12 protein-coding genes are annotated in these 23606 nt (G+C 70.1%); 6 read left to right on the top strand and 6 right to left on the bottom strand.

What is annotated here, in order from left to right:
- Positions 1-53: 53 nt before the first annotated feature.
- Together DEJ46_RS07490 and DEJ46_RS07485 are read right to left on the bottom strand one after the other, a co-directional pair.
- Complete coding sequence (locus tag DEJ46_RS07490; protein ID WP_150264766.1) at positions 54-872, bottom strand: TetR family transcriptional regulator; 819 nt, start codon at positions 870-872, stop codon at positions 54-56.
- Between the two features lie 115 nt (positions 873-987).
- Complete coding sequence (locus tag DEJ46_RS07485) at positions 988-2769, bottom strand: 3-hydroxyacyl-CoA dehydrogenase family protein (protein ID WP_150264765.1); 1782 nt, start codon at positions 2767-2769, stop codon at positions 988-990.
- Positions 2770-3106: 337 nt separating this feature from the next.
- On the opposite strand from DEJ46_RS07485, the gene DEJ46_RS07480 reads away from it, so the two are divergent.
- Complete coding sequence (locus tag DEJ46_RS07480; RefSeq protein WP_150264764.1) at positions 3107-3709, top strand: HEAT repeat domain-containing protein; 603 nt, start codon at positions 3107-3109, stop codon at positions 3707-3709.
- A gap of 78 nt (positions 3710-3787) precedes the next feature.
- On the opposite strand, the gene DEJ46_RS07475 is transcribed toward DEJ46_RS07480, so the two are convergent.
- Positions 3788-4234 (bottom strand): RidA family protein, encoded by a 447-nt coding sequence (locus DEJ46_RS07475; protein ID WP_150264763.1) that lies wholly within the window; start codon positions 4232-4234, stop codon positions 3788-3790.
- A gap of 394 nt (positions 4235-4628) precedes the next feature.
- Between DEJ46_RS07475 and DEJ46_RS07470 the strand changes: the two genes are divergently transcribed.
- Positions 4629-5153 (top strand): MFS transporter, encoded by a 525-nt coding sequence (locus tag DEJ46_RS07470; RefSeq protein ID WP_150264762.1) that lies wholly within the window; start codon positions 4629-4631, stop codon positions 5151-5153.
- 54 nt (positions 5154-5207) lie between these two features.
- Here the strand turns inward: DEJ46_RS07470 and DEJ46_RS07465 are convergent, their stop codons facing one another.
- Positions 5208-6896, bottom strand: coding sequence for an alpha/beta hydrolase (locus DEJ46_RS07465; protein ID WP_223834554.1), 1689 nt, complete (start codon positions 6894-6896; stop codon positions 5208-5210).
- Between the two features lie 103 nt (positions 6897-6999).
- Entirely contained in the window at positions 7000-8034 is a 1035-nt protein-coding gene (locus DEJ46_RS07460) for an Rv2578c family radical SAM protein (RefSeq protein ID WP_150264761.1), read from the bottom strand.
- A 158-nt stretch (positions 8035-8192) separates the two neighbouring features.
- On the opposite strand from DEJ46_RS07460, the gene DEJ46_RS07455 reads away from it, so the two are divergent.
- Together DEJ46_RS07455 and DEJ46_RS07450 are read left to right on the top strand one after the other, a co-directional pair.
- The gene (locus DEJ46_RS07455; RefSeq protein ID WP_055640569.1) at positions 8193-8636 is read left to right on the top strand and encodes an SRPBCC family protein; all 444 of its coding nucleotides are present in this window, start codon (positions 8193-8195) and stop codon (positions 8634-8636) included.
- A 239-nt stretch (positions 8637-8875) separates the two neighbouring features.
- Positions 8876-11368, top strand: coding sequence for an MFS transporter (locus DEJ46_RS07450; protein ID WP_150264760.1), 2493 nt, complete (start codon positions 8876-8878; stop codon positions 11366-11368).
- Positions 11369-11454: 86 nt separating this feature from the next.
- On the opposite strand, the gene DEJ46_RS39055 is transcribed toward DEJ46_RS07450, so the two are convergent.
- Positions 11455-14637: a hypothetical protein gene (locus DEJ46_RS39055; protein WP_223834553.1), complete on the bottom strand. Its 3183-nt coding sequence runs from the start codon at positions 14635-14637 to the stop codon at positions 11455-11457.
- A 563-nt stretch (positions 14638-15200) separates the two neighbouring features.
- Between DEJ46_RS39055 and DEJ46_RS07440 the strand changes: the two genes are divergently transcribed.
- Both DEJ46_RS07440 and DEJ46_RS07435 read left to right on the top strand, forming a co-directional pair.
- Positions 15201-23231, top strand: coding sequence for a polymorphic toxin-type HINT domain-containing protein (locus tag DEJ46_RS07440; RefSeq protein WP_150264759.1), 8031 nt, complete (start codon positions 15201-15203; stop codon positions 23229-23231).
- A complete protein-coding gene (locus tag DEJ46_RS07435; protein ID WP_150264758.1) occupies positions 23231-23473 on the top strand; it encodes a hypothetical protein in 243 nt (80 codons plus the stop codon). Before DEJ46_RS07440 ends, DEJ46_RS07435 begins: the two co-directional genes overlap by 1 nt.
- Positions 23474-23606: the final 133 nt, after the last annotated feature.

Here is a 23606-nt window from a genome sequence, read left to right as displayed (position 1 = left end):
CCTGCTTGCTGGAGCGGTGCCGAGGGGCTCGCGAGCGTCCCTCGGGGCATTTCTCAGGGGCTCTTGAGCGCCTGCTGGATCGTGCGCATGACCTCGTCGAGCGGGGCGTCCGTGCGGGCCACGGCGACCACCACGTCACCGGTGGTGGAGGCCCTGGCGGCCGGCGCCTGCTCGGTCTGCGGGGACGGGGCCGGCCGGCCCGCGCCTATGCCGCTGCCGAACGTGTCCCGGACGATCGCGAAGGCGTGGTCCAGCTGGGCCTCGACATCGCCCTGGCCGCCCGCCCGCAGCCAGCGGCGCAGTACGTGGTTGTGCGCGGTGACGACCGCCGAGGCGGCCACCTCCGCGAGCAGCGGGTCGTCGTTGCCGTCGTGGTGGTCGCGCTCGTCGAAGTGGCCCAGGAGGTAGCGGGTGAAGAGCCGCTCGTAGCGGGCCACCGAGGCGATCTCGCGCTCCCGCAGGGTCGGCACCTCACGGGTCAGCCGGTAGCGCTCCACGGAGACCGCGGGGGAGCCCGCGTACATCTTCATGACTTCCTTGATGCCCCGGCACACGGTGTCGAGCGGGTGCTCGTGCGGCGGAGCGGCGTTCAGCACCGCCTCCGCCCTCACCAGCGTGTCGTCGTGGTCCGGGAAGATCGCCTCTTCCTTGGAGCGGAAGTGGCGGAAGAAGGTCCGCCGGGCGACCCCGGCCGTGGCCGCGATCTCGTCCACGGTCGTCGCCTCGTACCCCTTGGTGGCGAAGAGCTCCATCGCCGCCGTGGCCAGCTCCCGGCGCATCTTGAGCCGCTGGGCGGCGGCACGGGTGCCCGCCGCGCTCTCCGGAGCGTCGGACGGGGACGTGGCACGGGGTGTCTTCGCGGCCTTGGGCATGGTCCGAACGTACTGCATCGGAGTGGGAGTGTGCCCAGGTGGGGGCGGGGAGCCCCCCGGGGCACCGAGGGTGCCCGGGGAGCTCAGCAGGCCGCCCCAGCCCGCGGTGGGCTGCTCAGCGGCGGGCATATTCGCGGAAGCCGCGTCCCGTCTTGCGGCCGAGGCAGCCGGCGGCCACCAGGTGCTCCAGGAGCGGGGCCGGGGCGAGGCCCGGGTCGCGGAACTCGCGGTGCAGCACCTGCTCGATCGCGAGCGAGACGTCGAGGCCGACCACGTCGAGCAGCTCGAACGGGCCCATCGGGTAGCCGCCGCCCAGCTTCATCGCGGCGTCGATGTCGTCGAGGGTCGCGTAGTGCTCCTGGACCATCTTGATCGCGTTGTTGAGGTACGGGAAGAGCAGCGCGTTCACGATGAAGCCGGCGCGGTCGCCGCAGTCCACCGGGTGCTTGCGGATCTTCGCGGTGACCTCGCGGACGGTCGCGTGGACGTCGTCGGCCGTCAGGACCGTACGGACGATCTCGACCAGCTTCATCGCGGGCGCCGGGTTGAAGAAGTGCATCCCGATGACGTCCTGCGGGCGCGAGGTGGCCCGGGCACAGGCCACGACCGGCAGCGAGGAGGTGGTGGTGGCGAGCACCGCGCCCGGCTTGCAGATCTTGTCGAGCCGCGCGAACAGCTCCTGCTTGATCTCCAGGTCCTCGGCGACCGCCTCGACGGCCAGGTCGACCTCGGCGAAGGCGTCCAGCGTGCCCGCCGCGGTGATCAGGGCCAGCGTCGTGTCACGGGCCTCGCCGGTCATCCGGCCCTTGTCGACGGAGCGGGCCAGGGACTTGGCGATCCGGGCCTTGGCCGTGTCCGCCTTCTCCTGCGAGCGGGCCGCGAGGACGACCTCGTACCCGGCCTTCGCGAAGACCTCGGCGATGCCGGAGGCCATGGTGCCCGAGCCGGCGACGCCGACCGAGCGGACCTCGCGGGCGGCGCCGGCGTCGGCGGAGGTCAGCGGGGTGAGCGCGTCGCGCACGACCTCGCCGGAGCCCGGCGCCTCGTACGTGTAGAAGCCGCGGCCCGCCTTGCGGCCGGTCAGGCCCGCCTCGCTGAGCTGCTTGAGGATCGGGGCGGGGGCGTGCAGCCGGTCGTGCGAGGAGGCGTACATGGCCTCGAGGACCGTACGGGCCGTGTCGACGCCGATCAGGTCGAGCAGCGCCAGCGGGCCCATCGGCAGGCCGCAGCCCAGCTTCATCGCCGCGTCGATGTCCTCGCGGGACGCGTACTTGGCCTCGTACATGGCGGCGGCCTGGTTCAGGTAGCCGAAGAGCAGCCCGTCCGCGATGAAACCGGCCCGGTCGCCGACCGCCACCGGCTCCTTGCCGAGGTCCTGTGCGAGCCGGGTGACGGCGTCGACGGCCCGCGGGTCGGTCAGCACGGAGGAGACCACCTCGACCAGCTTCATCGCCTGCACGGGGGTGAAGAAGTGCAGGCCGAGCACGCGCTCGGGGTGGGCCGAGTCGGCGGCGAGCCGGGTGACGGAGAGCGCGTTGGTGCCGGTGGCCAGGATCGCGTCCGGGCGGACGATCCCGTCGAGCGCCCGGAAGACCTCCTGCTTCGCCTCGTACGACTCGGGCACGACCTCGATCACGAGGTCGGCCTCGGCGGCCGCCTGGAGGTCGGAGAAGGTGCGGAAGCGGGCCAGGACGTCCTGCCGCTCCTCCTCGGTGATCCGCTCGCGGGTCACGGCGCGGGCGGTGGAGGCCTCCAGGGCGGCGACGGCCCGGGCGGCGGCGGTGTCGTCGATGTCGATGCCGATGACCTCGCGGCCGGCCCGGGCGAGGACGTCGGCGATGCCGGTGCCCATGGTGCCGAGACCGACGACGGCGATGGTGGAGAGAGGGGTGTCCATCAGGGGACTCCAGGGAGGAAGAGTGACGACTGAGGGCAGTGCGCGCGCGAGAGGAAAAGGGCGCGGGAAAGACCGGGGGCGAGGCCCTGGAAGGAAGGGCGATGCCCTGAGGAAAAGAAGGCGACGGACTCTGTCCCGGAGTCGCATCGAACTGCCGAACCGACGAAACTCCCCCATGGTCTTCGACATGGGGGTACCCCCAACAACGGCTGCGTCACCAGGCCGTTGTGAGGAGCGGGGGGTGACCCGCTCACCTGAGACTAACCGGCCGGTAACGAGCGCGCCAGTCCCGGCAAGTTGGGAAAGTGTGATCTGGATCGCGGATAGGCTCGGATTCATGGAAAGCGCCGAGGATCCGGAATTCTGCTCGATGATCGATCGATTGCGGGACGAGATCGAGAATGACGCCGGAGAAGTCCCGGCGGCATTCGGAGAACTCGCCGGAACCGACGACCCGGAAGAACTCCACCGGGTCCTCACCGCGCCCGGACAGCCGCTCTGGGCCCGAGAGATCGCCGCCTTCAAGCTCGGACTCGCGGGCGACCCGCGTGCCTTCGAGGCGCTCGTCCTCCTCCTCAACCACCGTGACGCCGAGCGCTGCGTCACCGCCGCCCACGCCCTGCTCCGGCTCGGCGACCCGCGGACCGCCCGCGCGGCCGCCGCCCTCGCCACCAACGAACTCCGCGTCGCCTACGCCCTCCTGCCGGTACGGCTGCTCGCGCAACTCCGCGCCCCCGAGTCCGTACCGGCCCTGATCGCCGTCCTCCAGCGGCGGCTGCCGGCCGACGACCCCCACTGGAGGGTCGGCCTCGCCTGCGTCGAGGGCCTCGGCGCCCTCGGTGACCCCCGGGCCCGCCCCGCCCTGGAGGCCGCGCTCCCGCACCCCCGGCTCGGCCGCGCCGCCGGGGACTCGCTGACCCGGCTCGGCTCTCAGGCCTGAGGGCCGCGGGCGTCCGCGGGCCGCGGACGTCCAGGGAATGGGGCGTCCAGGGGATGGGGCGTCCGAGAGGCGTGGGCGTCAGCGAAGCAGGCGGAGCTCCGCGCCGGAGCCGCCGGCCGTCGGCTCGGCGACGAGGGCGAAGGCCTCGATCTCCACGAGGAGTTCCGGCCGGACCAGCGCCGACACCTGCATCGCCGAGCTCGCCGGGAGCGGCGCCCCCGCGAAATAGGCGTCCCGGGCGTCCCGTACCGCCGGCAGGTGTGCCACGTCCGTGACGAAGTAGGTCAGCTTCACCACGTCCCCGAAGCCGGCGCCGGCGGCGGCCAGGCAGCGCTCCAGATTGGCGAACACCTGGTGCGCCTGGGCCACCGCGTCGCCCTCCCCGACCACCGCGCCGGAGGCGTCCAGCGCGCACTGCCCGGATATCGCGACGAACCGGCCCGTCCCCCAGACGACGTGGCTGTACTGCGGACTGGGCGCGAGTCCGTCGGGCGCGGGGACGTGAGTGAGGTGCGGGTTGCTCATGTCCCACATCCTCGCGCACGCCACTGACAGTGCCCCGCACCCCCGTTGCCAGGTGCTCCCGAGGACATCTTCGGCCGCCGCCGCATCTTCGTCGGCGGCCTGCTGCTCTTCGTGGCGTCGTGCGTGCTGATCGCCCTGGCGGAGAGCGGTGGGACGGTCATCGCCGGCCGTGCCGTCCAGGGCGCGGCCGGCGCGACGATCCTGGCCTGCGGACTGAGTCTGCGTACGGTCCCGGAGTCCTCCGACCCTTCGCGTTCCCGCTCCGTCGACCTGGCCGGGACCGCGCTGATCCCCGCCGTCCTCGTGCCGTTCGTCTTCGCCGTGGCCGAGGGCGCGGACTGGGGACGGCTCAGCGCGCCGACTCCACCTCTGCTTCCTGGTCTCGGCCGCGGCCGTGGTCGCCTTCGTCGCCGTCGAGAAGCGGGTGCGGGCGCCGCTGCTCGACCTGGCGCTGCTGGGCAACAGGTTCCTCGTCGGGTCGAGTGTCGCGATCATCGTGGAGGCCGGTTGCATCAACGCGCTCATGTACGTGTGCGGTCTCTCCTTCCAGAACCCCGACGGCCTGGGCATGACCCCCCCCTCGAAGCGGGGGGCGACCCTGCCGGCGGCGGCCGGAATCGTGGTCACCGCGCCTTTGATCACGCGGTTCGTCGACCGTCTCGGCGCCGCGCGTAGGGTCATCGCGGCGGGGTTCGGGATCGCGACCGTCGCCTTCGCCGTGTTCGCCTTCGTCGAGGCGTCCTGGGGCTATGCCGCGTTCGTCGTGCCGATGGTCGTCCTGCCCCTCCTGGTCGGCCGCATCCACCCCGCCGGCCCGCCCACCACCGCCCACTACGCCGCGGCGGCCGCGGCCGCCTCCCACACCGTCCCCACCCGGCCCGTCACGACGAGAACGGACGGGGCGGACGGCACCCACTGACCGTGCCCGCGTCCCCAGGGGCGCGGGCACGGCCGGCCGGGCAGCGGGGCGTCGTCAGCGGACGTGGCCGAGGAGGCCGTGCAGGGTGACGGCGGTCGCCTCCGGGCGCAGGGCGCCGACCCGCTTGCCCGAGGCCGCGTCCGTCCCGGCCTCCGTCCCGGCCTCCTTCGCTGCGTCCTTCCTGGCGTCCTTCCCGGCTTCCTTCCCGGTCTTCTTCCCGGCCGGGGCCAGGGGTTCGGGCTCCGGCAGTGCCTCGCAGACCGCGTCGACCTCGGACCCGTCCTCGGCGCGCGGGACCGTGCCGGTGGCGAGATAGGCGGCGAGGTGGTCGTCGAGGCAGTCGTTGCCGCCGAGCGTCACCCCGTGGTTCCCGCCGCCCTCCTCGACGACCAGGCTGGAGCCGCGCATCAGCCGGTGCAGTGCCATGGCGCCCTCGTACGGGGTCGCCGCGTCCTCCGTGGCCTGGAGGATGAGCACCGGCGGGAGCTCGTCGTTGGTGACGTCAGGCGGGGTCAGGGACGGCACGGGCCAGAAGGCGCAGGGAGCGTTGTACCAGGCGTTGTTCCAGGTCGAGAACGGTGCCTTCGCGTGGACGTCCCAGTTGTCCTTGCGCCAGACGTTCCAGTCGCGGGGCCAGGCCGCGTCCCGGCACTGCACGCTCGTGTAGACCGAGTAGCCGTTGTCGGCGGAGGCGTCGGCCTCACCGTACTTCTCGTACGCCTCCGTCAGGCCCGTCGCGTCGCCGTCGTTGACGTAGGCCGAGAAGGCGCCCGCGAGACGGGGCCAGTAGCCGTTGTAGTACCCGCCGGGCAGGAAGGTGTCCTCCAGCTCGCCCGGTCCGACCTTCCCGCCGGCCGGGGCCTCGCGCAGCGCGTCGCGCATCCGGTACCAGGCGGCCTCGACCGCGGCCGGGTCGGTGCCCAGCTTGTAGACCGCGTCCTGTCGGGCCACCCACGCCATGAAGTCCTTGTGACGGGTGTCGAAGGCGTAGTCCTGCGCGATGTTGTCCTCGTACCAGACCCCGTGCGGATTGACGACGGAGTCGAGCGCCATGCGCCGCACCCGGTCCGGGTACAGCCGTGCGTAGACCGCGCCCAGGTAGGTGCCGTACGAGTAGCCGAGGTAGTTGACCTTCGGTGCGCCGAGTGCGTCCCGGATCGCGTCGAGGTCCCGGGCGGTGCTCACGGTGTCGATGTACGGAAGGACGTCGGCGTACTTCTCGCCGCAGGCCTCGGCGAAGCCCCGGGCCCGCTCGACCGCCACCCGCTCGGCTTCGGCGCCGCGCGGCACCGAGTCGGGGCGGACCGGCGCGAAGTGGCCGGGCCGGCAGTCGAGCGCGGGCTCGCTGCGCCCGACCCCGCGCGGGTCAAAGCCGATCACGTCGTACTCGGCGGCCACCTTCGGGGGCAGTGAGGCCGCCACGTACCCCGCCATCGTGCGTCCGCTGCCGCCCGGCCCGCCGGGGTTCACGAGCAGCGGCCCCTGGAAGGTCTTCGCGGTGTGCGGGACCCGGGTCAGCGCGAGCGTGATGCTCCGGCCGGCCGGGTCGTCGTGGTTGAGCGGCACCTTCAGGGTGGCGCACTGGAGTTTCGGGTACGCCTGTGTGGCGCAGCCGGTCCAGGCGAGCCGGGGCAGCGGTCGGGGGGCCGGTTCACCGGCGTCGGCGGGGGCGGCGGGCAGGACGGTGACCGTCCCGGCGACCAGCGCTCCTGCGGCGATCAGCATTCCTGCGCGTGGGGTCATAGGGCGTCCGTGCCCCGAACGGGCCGCGGGAGGACCTTTTTCGCCGAGAGTTGACCCGAACAGAGGAGGATCCGACGGCGTGTCAGGTGAACCGGTCCGATGATCAGAGCAGTGTGAGCTGTTCGGGAACGGCCGCGAGCGCCGGCTCCTCCGGGACCGCGATCCGGCGGGGCGCGGCGCCCCGGTGGGCGGGTCCAATGCCGAACTCGGCGGCCAGTTCGTGGACCTGACGGGTGATCCGGCGCTGATACCAGGTCGGCGCGTAGGCCCCGTCCGCGTACATCCGCTCGTACCGCCGCACCAGCTCCGGGTGGTGCTGCCGCAGCCACGTCATGAACCACTCGCGGGCGCCCGGCCGCAGGTGCAGGACGAGCGGCGTGACCGAACTCGCCCCGGCCTCGGCGATCGCGCGGACCGTCGCGCGCAGCTGCTCGGGCCGGTCGCCGAGGAAGGGGACGACGGGGGCCATCAGGACCCCGCAGTCGATGCCGTGCTCGCCGAGGGTGCGGACCACGTCGAGTCTGCGCTCGGGGGACGGGGTGCCGGGTTCGATCGTCCGCCACAGCTCCCGGTCGGTGAAGCCGACCGAGACGGAGATGCCGACCTCGGTGACCTGGGCGGCCTGGGCGAGGAGCTCCAGGTCGCGCAGGATCAGGGTGCCCTTGGTGAGGATCGAGAAGGGGTTGGCGCGGTCGCGCAGTGCGGTGAGGATGCCGGGCATCAGGCGGTAGCGGCCCTCCGCCCGCTGGTAGCAGTCGACGTTGGTGCCCATGGCGATGTGAGCGCCCTGCCAGCGGGCGGAGCCGAGCTGGCGGGCCAGCACCTCCGGCGCGTTGATCTTGACGACGATCTGGGAGTCGAAGCCGAGCCCGGTGTCGAGGTCCAGATAGCTGTGGGTCTTGCGGGCGAAGCAGTACACACACGCATGCGTGCAGCCCCGGTACGGGTTGACCGTCCACTCGAACGGCATCCGGGAGGCGCCGGGCACCCGGTTGAGGACCGAGCGGGCCCGCACCTCGTGGAAGGTGATGCCCCGGAACTCCGGGGTGTCGAACGTCCGCGTGGTCACCGCGTCCGTACCGAACAGACCGATGTCGGCGGGCGCGGCCGGCCCGTCGCCCAGATTGTCCCAGCGCACGGACGCCTCCTCGGTTGCTCTGCCTCGCCTCTGACCCCACCCCGCACCCAGAATAGAACACCTGTTCCCTTGATCACCGCAACCCGGATTTCGTGCCCCGGAGCCCTCGTGGTTCGCTAGGCCCACACCCCCGAGGAACCACAAGCTGGAGGAAGTCAATGGCGCAGGTCGAGGCCACGACGGAACGAATCATCGCCGCGGACGCGGAGACGGTGTTCGACGCGCTGGCGGACTACAGCGGCACGCGCGCGAAGGTGCTCCCCGAGCACTTCAGCGAGTACGAGGTGCGCGAGGGCGGCGACGGCGAGGGCACCCTCGTCCACTGGAAGCTCCAGGCCACCAGCAAGCGCGTCCGCGACTGCCTTCTGGAGGTCACCGAGCCCACCGACGGGCAGCTCGTCGAGAAGGACCGCAACTCGTCCATGGTCACCACCTGGACCGTCACCCCCGCCGGTGAGGGCAAGTCGCGCGCCGTCGTCACCTCCGTCTGGAACGGCGCCGGCGGCGTCGGAGGCTTCTTCGAGCGGACCTTCGCCCCCAAGGGCCTGGCCCGGATCTACGACGCCCTGCTCGCCAAGCTGGCGGACGAGGTCGAGAAGTAACGCTCCCGGCGTTCACCGATTCGAGTGGTTCACCCGCGCCCCCGTACCGGAGCCCCCGCGCACCGAGGGGGCGCGGGCCTCCTCGTAAACGCGCTGATGAGCGACTCAAGTGCGCCGTACCGCAGGGCCGTTCGCCGCCCGGGACGCCACTGACCTCCCGTACCGCCCGACTTGCTCCCGCTTCGCACCCAATGCGAAGAATGGCGCGGCGCAGACGCCGTGTCGAGGGGAGCAGGTACGTGGGTGCGATCACCGTCGTGAAGGCCACCAGGGGCGCGGAGGGCGCGGACCCGCTCGCCGCGGACGGCCCGCCCGTCGGCCTCGCGCCGCCACCCGGCCCCGGACCCGCCCCCCTCGACCCCCGCCGCGTCCGGCTCGTCTTCTGCGGCCTCATGCTCGCACTGCTCCTCGCCGCGCTCGAGCAGATGATCGTGGCCACCGCCCTGCCGAAGATCGTCGGCGAACTGCAAGGCCTGGACCGGATGTCCTGGGCCATCACCGCCTATCTGCTGACCTCCACCATCGGCCTGCCGATCTACGGGAAACTCGGCGACCTCCTCGGCCGCAAGAGCGTCTTCCTCTTCGCCATCGTCGTCTTCGTCATCGGCTCCGGCCTGGCCGGCTGGTCCCGGAGCATGGACGAGCTCATCGCCTTCCGCGCGATCCAGGGCGCCGGCGCCGGCGGCCTGATGATCGGCGTCCAGGCGATCATCGCCGACATCGTCCCCGCCCGGGAACGCGGCCGGTACATGGGCCTGATCGGCGCCGCCTTCGGCCTCGCCTCCGTCGCCGGACCCCTGCTCGGCGGCTTCTTCACCGACCACGTCTCCTGGCGCTGGTGCTTCTACTTCAACGTCCCCTTCGGGCTCGTCACCCTCGCCGTCGTCGCCGTCGTCCTCAAACTGCCCAGGCCCACGGCACGCGCGCGCTTCGACGTCCTCGGCGCACTCCTCCTCGCCGCCGCCTCCACCTGCCTGGTCCTGCTGACCAGTTGGGGCGGTACCGAGTACGCCTGGGACTCGCGGGTCGTCCTCGCCCTCGCCTGCGGCGCCGCCGGAACGACCCTGCTCTTCCTGGTCGTCGAGCACTTCGCGCCCGAACCCCTCATCCCGCTCCGGCTCTTCCGCGACTCCGTCTTCACCGTCACCGCCCTCGTCGGGGCCGTCGTCGGCATCGCGCTCTTCGGCGCTGCCAGCTACCTCCCCAGCTTCCTGCAGATGGTCGAGGGCGCCACCGCCACCGAGTCCGGCCTCCTGATGCTGCCGTTCATGGGCGGCATCGTCATCGCCTCGGTCGTCTCCGGTCAGCTGATCACCCGCACCGGCCACTACAAGATCTACCCGGTGGTCGGCGGAGCCGTCTCCGTCCTCGGCATGTGGCTGCTCTCCCGGATGGACACCGAGACCCCGCGCCTCCAGCACAGCCTCTGGCAGGCCGTCCTCGGCACCGGCATCGGCCTGGTCATGCCGGTCCTCGTGCTCGCCGTGCAGAACTCCGTGCGCCCCGCCGACCTCGGCACCGCCACCAGCGCCCACAACTACTTCCGCCAGATCGGCGGCAGCGTCGGCGCGGCGGTCTTCGGCACCCTCTTCGCCTCACGGCTCGACGACGCCCTCGGCGACCGGCTGGCCGGGGTCCTCGCGCAGGGAGCCCCGGTGTCCCTGCCACCGGCCGAATCCATCACCCCGCAGACGGTGCACACCCTGCCGCCCGCCCTGCGCGACGCCTACATCCAGGCGTACGCGGACGCGATGCCGCGCATCTTCCTCTACCTCGTGCCGGTCCTCGTGCTCGGCCTCGTCCTCGCCTTCTTCCTCAAGGAGAAACCGCTGGTGTCCCACCACAGCCCCGCCACCGAGGCCATCGAGACCACCGACTTCGGCGGCGCCCAGGCGGTCCCGCACGCCCGGCACGCCGCCCCTACTCCTTCCCGCCCCGTCTCTTCCCGCCCCGCCCAGGAAGGGCCCGCCCGCTCCGGTGTCCCGGTCTGCGGCACCGTCCAGCACCACGACGGCAGCCGCGTGCCCCGGGCCGCACTCACCCTCATCGACGTGCAGGGCCGCCAGGTCGGGCGCGGCGCGAGCGGCGAGGACGGGCGGTACGCGCTGAGCGTGCCCGACCGGGGCTCGTACGTCCTCATCGCGGCGGCCGGCGGACACCAGCCCCAGGCGGTCTCCGTCACCGTCGGCGACCGGCCCGTGGAGCTCGACGTCGTCCTCGGCGGCGCCGGGCGGCTCGCGGGCAGCGTCGTCACCGCCGACGGGACCCCCGTCCGGGACGCCGCCGTCACCCTCACCGACGTACGCGGCGAGGTCGTCGCCTCCACCCGCAGCGGACGCGAGGGCGGGTACGTCATCACCGAACTCGTCGCCGGCGAGTACACGCTCGCCGCCAGTGCCCCCGCCTTCCGGCCCGCCGCGCTCCCGGTCAGCGTCCAGTCCTCCCGCGAGACCCGTCAGGACATCGAACTGGCCGGCGGAGCGGTCCTGCGCGGCACCGTACGGGCCGGGGGCGGACGCCCCGTCGAGGACGCCCGCGTCACCCTCCTCGACGCCGCCGGCAACGTCATGGACACCCTCACCACCGGGGCCGACGGCACCTTCCGCTTCGTGGACCTGTCCTCCGGCGAGTACACCGTCATCGCGGCCGGGTACCCGCCCGTCGCCACCGTCCTCCAGATGGCCGGCGGGGGCCGCACCGAGCGCGACCTCCAGCTCGGGCACCAGGACTGACGGCTCGTTCCCGCCAACGGCCCGAGCCCCGGCCGCCTGCTGCGAGGCAGGCGGCCGGGGCTCGGGATCAGTGGACGGGGGCGGGGTCAGCCCAAGGCGCGGATGGCCCGCCAGTCGACGCCCAGGACCGTCCTGACCGGGGCGTTGGTGTTGGTGGTGGACGGGTAGTACAGCTTGACGTTGCCGGTGTCACCGAAGCGGGCCCAGATGTCGGGCACGCCGTCCTTGTTGACATCGGGGATGCCGATCGCGGTCGAGACGTTGGTCTCGGTCCATGTCGTGCCGAACGCGACGTCGCCGTTGAGCGAGTTGGCCGCCACCTTGATCGAATTCAGGTCGATGCTGCCGGCGCCGCTCGTACCGGGCTTGCCGTGGCGGACGTACATGTTGCCGTTGTCCAGGTTGCGCCACAGCAGGTCGGGCGTGGTGTCCTTGTTCATGTCCGCGATGTTGACGATGTCTCGGCGGGCCCATGCGGTGCCCTCCATCAGCGTCGCGGTCTGGAAGGTGGCGCCGGTGTAGCCGGACAGCACCCAGAACTGCGGCCCGGCCCGCAGGGTCAGATCGGGCAGCTTGTCGCCGGTGATGTCGCCGATCGCCTTCAGCTGCGTCCAGGTGGACGGCGCGGGAGCGTTGGCCGGCAGGCGGATCTCGATCCGCTCGTCGACGTTGAAGCTGCCGTAACCGTCACCCGGGTAGAGCCAGAACTTCTTGTCCGGGGTGACCGCGAACATGTCGGTCGAGCCGTCGCCCGGGTACGTGTCGTTGTAGTGCGCGATCAGTGAGGCGGTGCCCGCGGCGTCGATCCAGTGGTTCGGCGGGTCGACCTTCTTGTCCTTGGTCACGTACGAGGCGTCGAGGCAGCTGAACAGTTCACCGCCGGTGTCGGGGACCGCCGGGTCGGCGGGGGCACCCACGCAGTTCTTCAGCTTGCCGTCCGGGTAGAGCACCAGCAGGTCGGCGATGTCGTCGCCACCGGTGTCCATCGGACCGTCGGCCCGGTCGCGCGGCGGCAGGTAGAAGGAGTAGTCGCCCTTGAGGCTCTGATTGCCGTTGACGTCGTAGGCGTAGACGTACAGGGCGGTCGGACCCGCGTGCCGGGGCCGGACGCCGGTGAGGGTGATCTTGCCGTTCGTGGGAGGCGGCGTCTCGACGAGGGCCTCGCCCTCGAAGGCGTACTTGAACTTGGTCGCGCCGGTGGCACTGAAGGTGAAGTCACCGGGGGTGCCGTACTTGACCTTGGCCCAGGTCTTGCCGTCGGGCGTGGCCTCGGTGAACACGGTGCTGGTGATGTCCGGCTGCGGCGGCGCGGTCGGATCCACGGTGAGCCGGCACGGCTCCGTGCCGTTCGGGAAGAACGAGGAGACCTCCGACGCGTCCTCGGCGCGAACGTCCCAGGAGAAGAGGGTGTTGGTCTGGAGGTCCTTCAGCAGCGGGTTGTCGGCCTGGATGACCATCTGGCCGTAGCCGGTGGAGTCCGCGGTGGCGACGTACTCGGTCTTGGTGGCCGCACCGGACTTCCAGAATCGGAACCGCAGCTTGGGAATGGTCTTGTCCGGGTCGTAGCCCTTGGCCTTCAGGGTGATGGTGGTCCGGCCGATGGTGACGCTGTTGGTCGGTCCGGGCACACACGCGCCGCCCGGGGAGGACGTGCCGTTGGTCGGCTGGGACGGGGCGGTGTTGAAGTCGCCCTCCACCACGGCGGAGGTCGCGAGGAACTTGCGCCAGGTCTGGGTGTCGCCCTCGCTGGTGGCCCGCATGCCGAAGGTCAGGGTCTCGGCTCCGGCGTCCGCGCTCTTCTGGACGCCCGCCAGCACGTTGAACGCCTCGTACGCGTCCGGGCAGCCGGTCGAGGACCAGCCGTGGGCGAAGGACTGCCAGTCCAGCTTCGTCGACCAGCTCGGCTGCGCGTTCCACGTCGTACCGGACGAGATGGAGCCGGTCTGCCAGAACTGGAACTCCCGCGCGGTGCAGGACCAGGAGTGGTTGTTCTTGACCTTGAAGGTGGCCCGGGTGAACTTCGCGCCCTTGTAGCTGCTCGAGAACTTCATCCGCCAGAAGGAGCGGCCGAGACCGCCGGTGTCGCTCTCGTAGCCGACGCGGGCGTCGGAGGTGCCGGACGAGAAGTTCGTGCCGTTCCAGAAGCTGGAGGTCGGGTACTTCTTGTACGCGGTCGTCCAGGCGGCCCAGCCGCTGTTGAGCGGCGGGTCGATGAAGACCGGGTACTTCGTGTCCTGGTGGGCGAGGAGGCCGGTCCGGCCCAGGCCCAGGTTCAGGGTGGCCGTACCGGTGCCGTCGCCGTCGAGCACGACCGGCAGCTGCGCGGAGCGCGCGCCCGGCTCGATGCCCGTCAGACCCGACAGCTTCAGCACGTCGGCGGGGCCGGCGACCGAGGTGCGCTGGGGGGTGCCCGGCTTGAGCTCGGGGTCCCGGCCGCTGGAGTCCCAGGCGAAGGGGGTCGGGATGGTGCCGACCTCCGCGCCCGACTTGTCCAGCACCTGGATCCGGTTGGCCTTCGCGTCCTGCCGGAAGACCGCGGTCTTCGACCGCAGGCCGTACGAGACGGTCGCGAGGTCCTTGTTCTGCGCGGCCTCGCGGTTCTTGACGATCAGAAGCTGACCGAAGCCGCCCTCCTCACGCGCCACGAGGAGCAGGTCGACGCCGGGAAACACCTCGGAGTAGAGGGCCCGCGGGCCGTCGAGCACCGGCTTCGGCAGGGCGCCGGGCCAGGTGTAGGCGATGGTGTGGCCGTCGAGGTCGACCTCGGCGAGGACGGACGCGTCGCCCGCACTCTCGGCGAGCGGCACCCGGGCGTACGAGCGGTCGGCGCGGGCTTCGGCGGAGGTGCCCCCGGAGAAGCGGACCGGCACGGCCGGGTTGGCCGGACGGACGGTCAGATCGCCGGCGTCCTTCGTCCGGTGCAGGGTGTTGTCGATCGGTGCCCACTTGCCCTGGGCGTTCTTCGCTCGCTGGGGCAGCGCGTGGATCTGGGTGCGCAGCTGGCCGTTCGGCAGCGCCCAGATCAGCTCGGTGGCCGTGGTCGCCGTTTCGACGAGCACCTTCTTGCCGGTGCGCTTGGCCTCGGCCGCAGCGGTGGCCTCGTCCTTCGGCCCGGTCGAGGCCTGCTTGGCGTCCGTGCGGGGGGATTTGGGGGCGCTGGGGGAGCTGGTGGTCGTAGGCGTGCTCGGCTGCCACCAGGGCAGGAGCGCGGCGGTGAGTGCGGCCAGGACGAGGCCGAGGGTGAGTGTCAGCCGTGTGCGCGTGCGCACGAACGGGCTGAGAAGACGAGGCGGCGCGGGCACGGCGGTCTACTCCCGTGGGACCAGAGGGATTTTCGGACAGCGCAGACAGCCCCGACGGACCGTCCGCGGGGCACAAGGCGCGCACACGATCACACGTCCCACACGAGAGGTCCATTTCTGAGGAATTTATGAAGATGTTATTTGACCTGTGGTAATGGCTTGACGGTCTGCCACTTGGTCCTGATTCAGGTCGCTTTGATGGTGTTTTAGGTCGTGAATGCGCCCAGTGTCTGATCTATCGCGAAGGTGGACAGTGTGAGCTTCTGTTTGCGGGTGCACCGTGGCGAATCTCACTGTCGAATCGCTTCGACCGCTTGGCCGATCTTGTCAATGGAGCGCACATGACACAGAGTGCGCACGCACGCGCCTGATCCAGGCGCGTGCTCTTTGGTGTTTCCGCACCTCCTCCGTTGTCTTGTTCGTTGGGTGGGAGTCGACGCGTGATGCGTGCTTCAGAACCACTGTCATGGGTGGGGCGGAATCGCCTAGCCCTGACAGAGTCACAACGACGGCGCCGTCGGCGAAGCCGCATGGCGACCGTCCTTCTTTTGTCATCGGTATTGACGGTGACGAGTCTGGGCTCGCAGGCCCTGGCCGTTCCCGGCGACGGGATGAGCCGCGAGCAGACGACCTCCGAGGTCGACCTGCCGGACATTCCCGAGAGCACCGCGCTCGCCGACGACGCCAGTGCCGAGAAGGCGCTGAGCCTCGGGGACGAGCAGCAGGTCGTCCCCTACGCGCCGGAGAACGTCGCGGCGTGGGCGGAGGACGCCGGCAAGGCGCCGCTGACCGCGCAGACCCAGCCGGGCACCATGGTCCCGGTGGTGAACGAGACCACGTCGGCCGGTCTGCCGGTCGCGGTCGGCGTGCCGGTCGGTCAGGACCCGACAGCGATCGACGGTGACTGGCGGGTCGCCGTCAAGTCGACCACCACGTCGGAGGAGACCGGCGTCCCCGGCATGATCCTCGAGGTCGTCCCGCCGGCGGACGCCGATCCGGCCGCGCAGGTCACGCTCGAGGTCGACACCACCGGCTTCGCCGACCGCTACGGCCCCCAGGCCGCCGAGCGCTTCGGCCTGGTCCTCCTGCCGAACTGCGTCATCGACTCCCCGGACTCGGGCGACTGCGCCCCGGACTCCGGCACGGAGACCATGTCCGGCACCAACGAGGTCGCCGACGACATCGAGCGGCTGCGTTCCACGGTCAAGGAGGTGCCGGCCGCCAAGGCCCCCACCAAGGTCAAGCTCAAGAAGGCCGCGCCCACCCGCAAGATCCTCTCCGGATCGGTGCCGGTCGCGAACCTGCTGGAGGACGGCGTCGCCCGCTCGTCCGTCTCCGGCGCCTCGGCCCAGCAGGTCGCCGCCCTCCCGGCCGTCGACACCTCCGGCCGCCAGGTCGTCGGCGCGATGGACACCGGCGCCTCGGCGACCGGCGACTTCACCGCCTCGCCGCTGCTGTCCGCCGGCTCCTGGGCCGCGGGCTCGTCCAACGGCGCCTTCACCTACGGCTACCAGGTGCAGGTCCCGGAGGCCGCCGGCGGTCTGACCCCGAAGGTCAGCCTGGGCTACTCGTCGCAGACGGTCGACGGCCGTACCTCGGCGTCGAACAACCAGGCCTCCTGGATCGGTGACGGCTGGGACTACAACCCGGGCTCCATCAGCCGGACGTACGTCAACTGCCGCCAGGACTCCAAGAAGGCCGGGGCGAACAACTCGACCCACAAGACCGCAGACCTGTGCTGGGGCTCGGAGAACGCCACCCTGTCGCTGGGCGGCATGACCACCGAGCTGGTGTGGGACGAGGCCAAGGACAAGTGGTTCAGCGCCAACGGTGACGGCTCGAAGATCGAGCGGTTCAAGGACACGTCCAAGGACCCCCGTTCGGAGATGAAGGACGCCGACGGCGAGTACTGGGTCGTCACCACCAAGGACGGCACGAAGTACCACTTCGGCCTGAACAAGCTCCCGGGCTGGTCGGACAACGGCACCGCCACCGACGACCCGTACACCAACTCCGTGCTCGCGGTGCCGGTCTACGGCAACCACGCGGGCGAGCCCTGCTACAAGGGCTCGACGACGGCCGACTGGAAGTCCTCCGCCTGCAACCAGGCCTGGCAGTGGAACCTCGACTACGTCGAGGACGTCCACGGCAACGCCATGTCGCTGTGGTGGGAGCGCGAGAAGAACTACTACGCGAAGAACTTCTACTTCAAGGGCCCGGTCGAGTACCACCGCGGCGGCTACCTGAAGCGCATCGACTACGGCCAGCGCAAGGACAGCGTCTTCAGCGCCGAGGCCCCGGCCCGCGTGCGGTTCGACGTCGCCGAGCGCTGCTTCGACGAGGGCACGCTGACCTGTAGCGATGCCAACTTCACGTCGAGCGACCCGGGCAAGTACCGCATCTGGTACGACACCCCCGCCGACCTGCGCTGCCAGGCGGTCACCTCGACGGACAAGAAGAAGTGCTGGAACGCCGGCCCGACCTTCTGGTCCACCAAGCGTCTGGACAAGATCACCACCTCGGCCCAGCGCCGCACGGACACCACCGCGCGCCAGGACGTCGACAAGTACCAGCTCAAGCAGAGCTTCCCCGTCCTCAAGACCGGCCCGAACACGGCCCTGTGGCTGGAGTCCATCCAGCGCACCGGCTACGCCCGCAAGGGCTCGACGGACGCCGCGGTCACGCTCAACCCGATCCGGTTCGAGTCCAACGAGGAGGAGATGCCGAACCGCGTCCTCCTGCGGAAGACGGCCGGGGAGGAGAAGGGCGACCCGATCGACCCGCGCCCCGGCTTCGCCCGGCTGCGCATCGGCCGCGTCATCAACGAGTACGGCGGCGAGACCGTCGTCACCTACAAGGTGCCGACCTGGGGCGACGCGGCGGACGGCTGCGCCAGCAGGACGGGCCTGCCCGGCAAGACGGACACGGCCGCTCTGAAGGCCAACACGCGTCTGTGCTACCCGATGTTCTGGCACCCGGACGCCGAGGTCGAGGACATCGACTGGTTCCACAAGTACGTGGTCGACTCCATCGAGGAGCTGCCGAACGTCGACGGCTCGCACTCCACGCGGACGTCGTACGACTACAAGAACGCCGGCTGGAAGCTCGCCGAGGCGGAGTTCAGCAAGAAGTCCACGCGCACGTACTCGCAGTTCGCGGGCTTCGAGCAGACGTCCGTCGTCACGGGCGAGCGGAAGGTCGCCGCCGACACCGGTGAGGGTTCCACCCCGGGCGAGGACACGCCGGGCACGGAGGGACCGAAGACCAAGGCGGTCACCCGCTTCTACCGGGGCATGGGCGACACCGTCCCGATGAAGAACCTCGCGGGCGCCACGCTCACCCACGACGGTGCCACGGTCTACGACCGCGAGGCCTTCGCCGGCCGAATAGCCGAGGAGTTCAGCTACTCCGACGCGACCGACGCCGACAGCGACTGGCTCACCCGCAGTCTCACCGTCCCCGAGGCCACCGAGCTGGCCAGCCGCACCCGCGGCGACGGCCTCGACCCGCTGAAGGCGTGGCGCGTCACCGAGCCCGAGGAGATCGCGTACACGAAGTCGTCGGGCACGGGTGACGACACCCGGACCCTGCGGAGCGTCCGTACCAAGACGACGTTCGACAGCGTCCACGGTCTGCCCACGCAGGTGGAGTCGTTCGGCGACGCCGACCCCACCAAGACCGGCGACGAGTCCTGCACCAAGCTCGAGTACCTGCACAACACGACCAGGAACATCATCGGTCTGACCAAGCAGGTCCTCGTGTCGCCGACGGCGTGTGCCGACGCCAACTGGGCCGATCTCACGACTCTGAGCAGCGGGGGGCGCACTTCGTACGACAACACGGCGTACGGCACGGCGCTCGCCGACACCACCCGTGGTCTGGCGACCGGGACGTGGTCCCTGAACGGGGACGGCACCGGCTGGCGGACCGGCGGCTCCGTCGTCTTCGACTCCCTCGGTCGCGTCACCAAGCAGATCGACCCGGACAGCAGGGAATCCACGACCACCTTCGACCCGCCGACGGGGCAGGTCTTCAAGGTCACCGAGACGAATCCTCTGGGCCACACCCAGGTCCAGGAGGTGGAGCCGGGCCGCGGGGTCGCGGTGAAGACGACCGATGCCAACGGCCACGTCAGCGAGGCGACCTTCGACCCGCTGGGCCGCCTCGCCGAGGCGTGGTCTCCCGGCCGGACCCCGTCGCCGAACGCGGTCCCCGACTTCAGGGCCGAGTACGTGACTCCGGGCGACCAGCCCGACCCGAACGACCCGAACGGCGGAAAGCTCCGCAAGCCCCCGTACATCACGACCTACAGCCGTGGCTACGAGAACCGGGTCGAGAAGTCCGTCACGATCTACGACGGTCTCGGCCGCGAGCGCCAGTCACAGGAAGAGGCGGACGGCGGCGGCCGTCTGATCACCGACACGCTGTACAACAGCGCCGGTGAGATCTACCAGACCAACAACGCCTACCTCAACGAGGACGCCCCCAGCGGCGAGCTGTTCACCCCGCGCGCCGACACCACGGTCCCGAACATCACCCGCTACAAGTACGACGGTCTCGGCCGTGTGCTCGAGGAGATGCCGGTTCTCAAGGTGAAGTCGGGCACCTCCACCGAGGCCATCTCGGAAGAGGTGCCCGAGAAGGCGACCCGCTACGAGTACGGAGCCGACTGGTCGAAGGTGATCCACCCCCAGGGCGCCTCGACCTACAAGGTCTACACCGACGCCCTCGGCCGCACCGTCCGCACGGACACCACCAACCCGGCGGCGCCCCTCGGCTACACGTCGACGCGCTACACGTACGACAGCCGTGGTCAGCTGACCAAGGCGACGCCCTCGGCCGACGAGAACCACCCGTGGTCGTGGACGTTCGACAAGCGCGGCCGACTGGAGACCGCGACCGACCCGGACACGGGCACCACGCGGACGACGTACGACCACCGCGACCGACCGCTGACGACGACCAACGCGCGGGGTATCACGACCTGGAACGCGTACGACGAGCTGTCCCGGCCCAAGGAGCAGCGCCTGGGCGGTTCCACGGGCACGCTGCTCGCCCAGTTCTCGTACGACACCGTCGCGGGCGGCAAGGGCATGCCCGCCTCCGTCACCCGGTACACCGACGGTCTGGCGTACACGCAGAAGGTCGACGGCTACACGTCGGACTACCAGCCGACCTCGACGACGCTCTCACTGCCCTCGTCGCTGGCCGGCACGTGGGGCATCCCCGCGGAGTACCGGTACGACTACAAGTACTCCGACACCGGCATGCTGGAGGAGGCGAACCTTCCCAAGGCCGGCAAGTTCGACGCGGAGAAGCTGGTCATCCGCTACAACAAGGAGGGCAACCCGCTCTCGGTCTCCGGCAAGGACTGGTACGGCTCGGAGACCGTCTACTCGCCCTACGGCCAGGTCATGCGCTCTACCCTGGGCGCTGTGCCGTACCGGGTCTGGGCGCAGAACTCGTATGACGAGTCCACCGGTGAGCTGCAGAACCAGATGGTCTACCGGGAGCAGGCCGGGGCCGGTCCGGTCTCGGGCAACCTGGTCTCGAAGCGCGAGTACTCCTACGACCCGGCCGGCAACGTCACGGGTATCCGTGAGCACGCCACCGGGATCGAGGAGCGCCAGTGCTTCACGTACGACCCGCTGGGTCAGCTGAAGAACGCCTGGACCTCGAAGGACCAGGAGAACTGCACCGGTCCGAAGAACTCGGACGGCACGCTCAACGTCGCCGCGGGCACGGACATCTCCGGCTACTGGCAGGAGTACGAGTACGACCTCCTCGGCAACCGCACCAAGCTGGTCGAGAAGGACCTGACCGGCGCCACGGCCAAGGACGCGACCACCACGTACCAGTACGGTGTGGGCGCGGCCAAGAGCCAGCCGCACACGCTCACCAAGGTCTCGAAGACCTACACCACCCCCGCGGGTGCGCAGGTCAAGGCCGAGGCCGAGCGTCTCTACGAGCTGACGGGTGAGACGAAGTCCGTCACCTCGATCGACAACGGTGACAAGCAGACGCTGACCTGGACTCCGGACGGCAAGGTCGACCGGATCACCGGTGCGGGCACCGGCGGCAAGACCCCCTACGTGGGCCTGGCCGACAAGTGCCTCGACCTCAAGAGCGGTCTCGCGCTCGCGGCGCAGCCGGTCCAGCTCTACAGCTGCAACACCACTCTGGCGCAGAGCTGGAAGTTCACGCCCACCCCGAGCACCCCGGCGACTCCGCAGACCGACCCCAACCGGGGCACGCTGTCGGTGTACGACGACTGGTGCCTCCAGCCGGCCGCCAACACGGCCGGGTCCGCACTGCAGATCCAGAAGTGCGCCGGCACCGCCGCGGCGGCGACGGCGCAGGAGCTGAAGCGCAACGCCGTCGGCCAGCTGACGCACGTCGCGTCCAACCTGTGCCTGGCTGTACAGGGTGGCAGCTCGGCCAACGCCACGGCGATCGTCCTGGCCACGTGCGACGGAGCCTCCGCCGCGCAGCTCTGGGCGCCGCAGAACGACACCCGTCACATCTACGGCCCCGGTGGCGACCGTCTGCTCACCATCAAGGGCAAGACGGCCACCCTGAACCTGGGTGACACGGAGGTCACCGTCCAGCAGGGCGGCGCCCTGGTCAACTCGCAGCGCACCTACAACACCCCCGCCGGCGCGGTCATGCGCTACGCCAACGGCACGGCTGCGGACCAACTGGTCGCCCTGACCACGGACCACCAGGGTTCCACCTACACCGAGGTGTTGCTCGGTGGCGCGATGGACGTCCGGATCCGCAAGCAGGACGCGTTCGGCAACCAGCGGGGTGCCGGCACGTCCGGCGTCAACCTGCAGACGCACACCGGATTCCTCGGCAAGACCAGGGACGACTCCTCCGGCTACACGCTGCTCGGCGCCCGTCTCTACGACCCGCTGGTCGGACGCTTCCTGTCCGCCGACCCGCAGATGGACCTGAACGACCCACTGCAGGCCAACGGGTACATCTACGCGCACAACAACCCGGTCACCCACGCGGACCCGACCGGTCTGGCGATCACCCTGACCGCTTCGGAGAAGGCGGCGGCCCTTGCGGGCGCGGGCCTGTCCGCGGCGCAGGTCGCGCAGGCGCAGGCCACCATGGGCAAGTCCTTGACCTCGGTGATCCTCGCCGCGGCATGGAGCGTTCTGAGCGACTTCATCGGCCTCAGTGACGCCATGGCCTGCTTCGGCGGTGACATGTGGTCCTGCGGCAGCATGATCATCGGGGCGATCCCGTGGACCAAGCTGGGCAAGATCCCCTCCGTCCTGAGGGCGGTCGACCGCACGATCAACGCCATCCAGGCGTTCAAGAAGGCGAAGGCTGCCGCGGAGGCGGTCCTCAAGGCCGCCAAGGCGGCCGAGGCAGCGGCTCTGAGAGCCAAGAAGGCCGCCATCGAGAAGGCAAAGAAGGAGGCCGCGCAACGGGCCAAGAAGAAGGCAGCCGAGGCCGCGAAACGGAAGGCCGACGCTGCCGCGGCCGCCAAGAAGAAGACCGGCAACCCGGTCCAGAAGCGGGCTCAGGCCAAGGCGGCCCCGAAGTCCTCGTCCGTGGCCGGTGGCGGCAAGGGCGGCAGCAAGGGCGGCAGTGGCAAGAGTGGTGGTGGCGCCAAGGTCAGCACGTCGAAGCCCGGTGGCTCGTCGGGTGGCTCGTCCCGCAGCAACGGCGGCTCCAGCGGCGGTTCCTGCAAGACGGCGGACAACAGCTTCGTGCCCGGCACGAAGGTCTTGATGGTCGACGGCTCCGCCAAGTCCATCGAGGACGTCAGGACGGGTGACAAGATCGTCGCCACCGACCCGAAGACCGGGGAGACCCGGATCGAGACGGTCACGGCGGAGATCAAGGGCGAGGGCCTCAAGCGCCTAGTCAAGGTCACCATCGACACCGACGGCTCGAAGGGCCCGAAGACGGCCGAGGTCACCGCGACCGACGGTCACCCCTTCTGGGTCCCCGAACTGGGCGAGTGGATCGACGCCACGGACCTGAAGGCACGCCAGTGGCTTCAGACGAGCGCGGGCACGTACGTCCAGATCACGTCGATCACACGCTGGACGGCCCAGGACGCGACGGTTCACAACCTGACGGTCTCGGACACCCACACGTACCATGTGCTGGCGGGTGCCATGCCGGTGCTCGTGCACAATTGCGGCACCGAGACGCTGGGCGACAACACCTATTCGTGGGAGCACGAGGGAACGGACAGCCTGTTCGAGGCAGAGGTCGACCAGAATGGAACAATGACGATGCTTGCTGGGGTGGCAAGGAATAGCCCCGTGAGAGGTTTCGAATTGTTCAACAGGGCGCTCGCTCATTTTGGTGATCGAGTCACGTCCATCAATGGCAACCTCATTGAAGAGAATAGGGCCACCTTCAATACGCTTACGGCTGGAGGTATGTCGCCAGAAGAGGCAATCCTCCAAACGTGGACAGGGAAGCTGGCTACGAGGAGCGGCTTTGGCGTGCTGGAATCCCTGACGCTTATCGGTGAGCCTGGGAACTATTCCAAAGTCGAGCCGATCTTTACGAGATCCCGGAGAAGGTGATGATGTCTCTGGAAGAATGGGTCGCGGAAGCGCGTCGAATGCAGCGAGAAGGGGCGTCGATTATCGAAATCGCCGACTCTCTCCGGGCGTTCGGCGAGAATGGTGGCAGGAAAATCAACGCGGCATCTGCTCTCGGTAAAGAATACGGCTGGTCCGTGAAGCAGAAGCTCGAATTGTTGAGCTGGACCGAAGGTGGTGTCACGGATGAAGAGCTGATCGCATTCGTTCCGTGGCCCAACTAGGGTGCAGGTTCCTGTCGATCCTGGAAGCGTGAGTTCGAAGGCCCCGCCGGTATTCGGCGATTTCTAGGGGGCGTCGCAACACGTGGTCGTGTTGATCAGGCCACGAGCAGTTCATGCAGGCGCTCGGCTGGGT

The organism is Streptomyces venezuelae, from assembly GCF_008642375.1.
Classification (GTDB): Bacteria; Actinomycetota; Actinomycetes; order Streptomycetales; family Streptomycetaceae; genus Streptomyces; species Streptomyces venezuelae_G.
The sequence above is the reverse complement of the archived record's forward strand: the minus strand, read 5'-3'. Positions and strand labels throughout refer to the sequence as shown.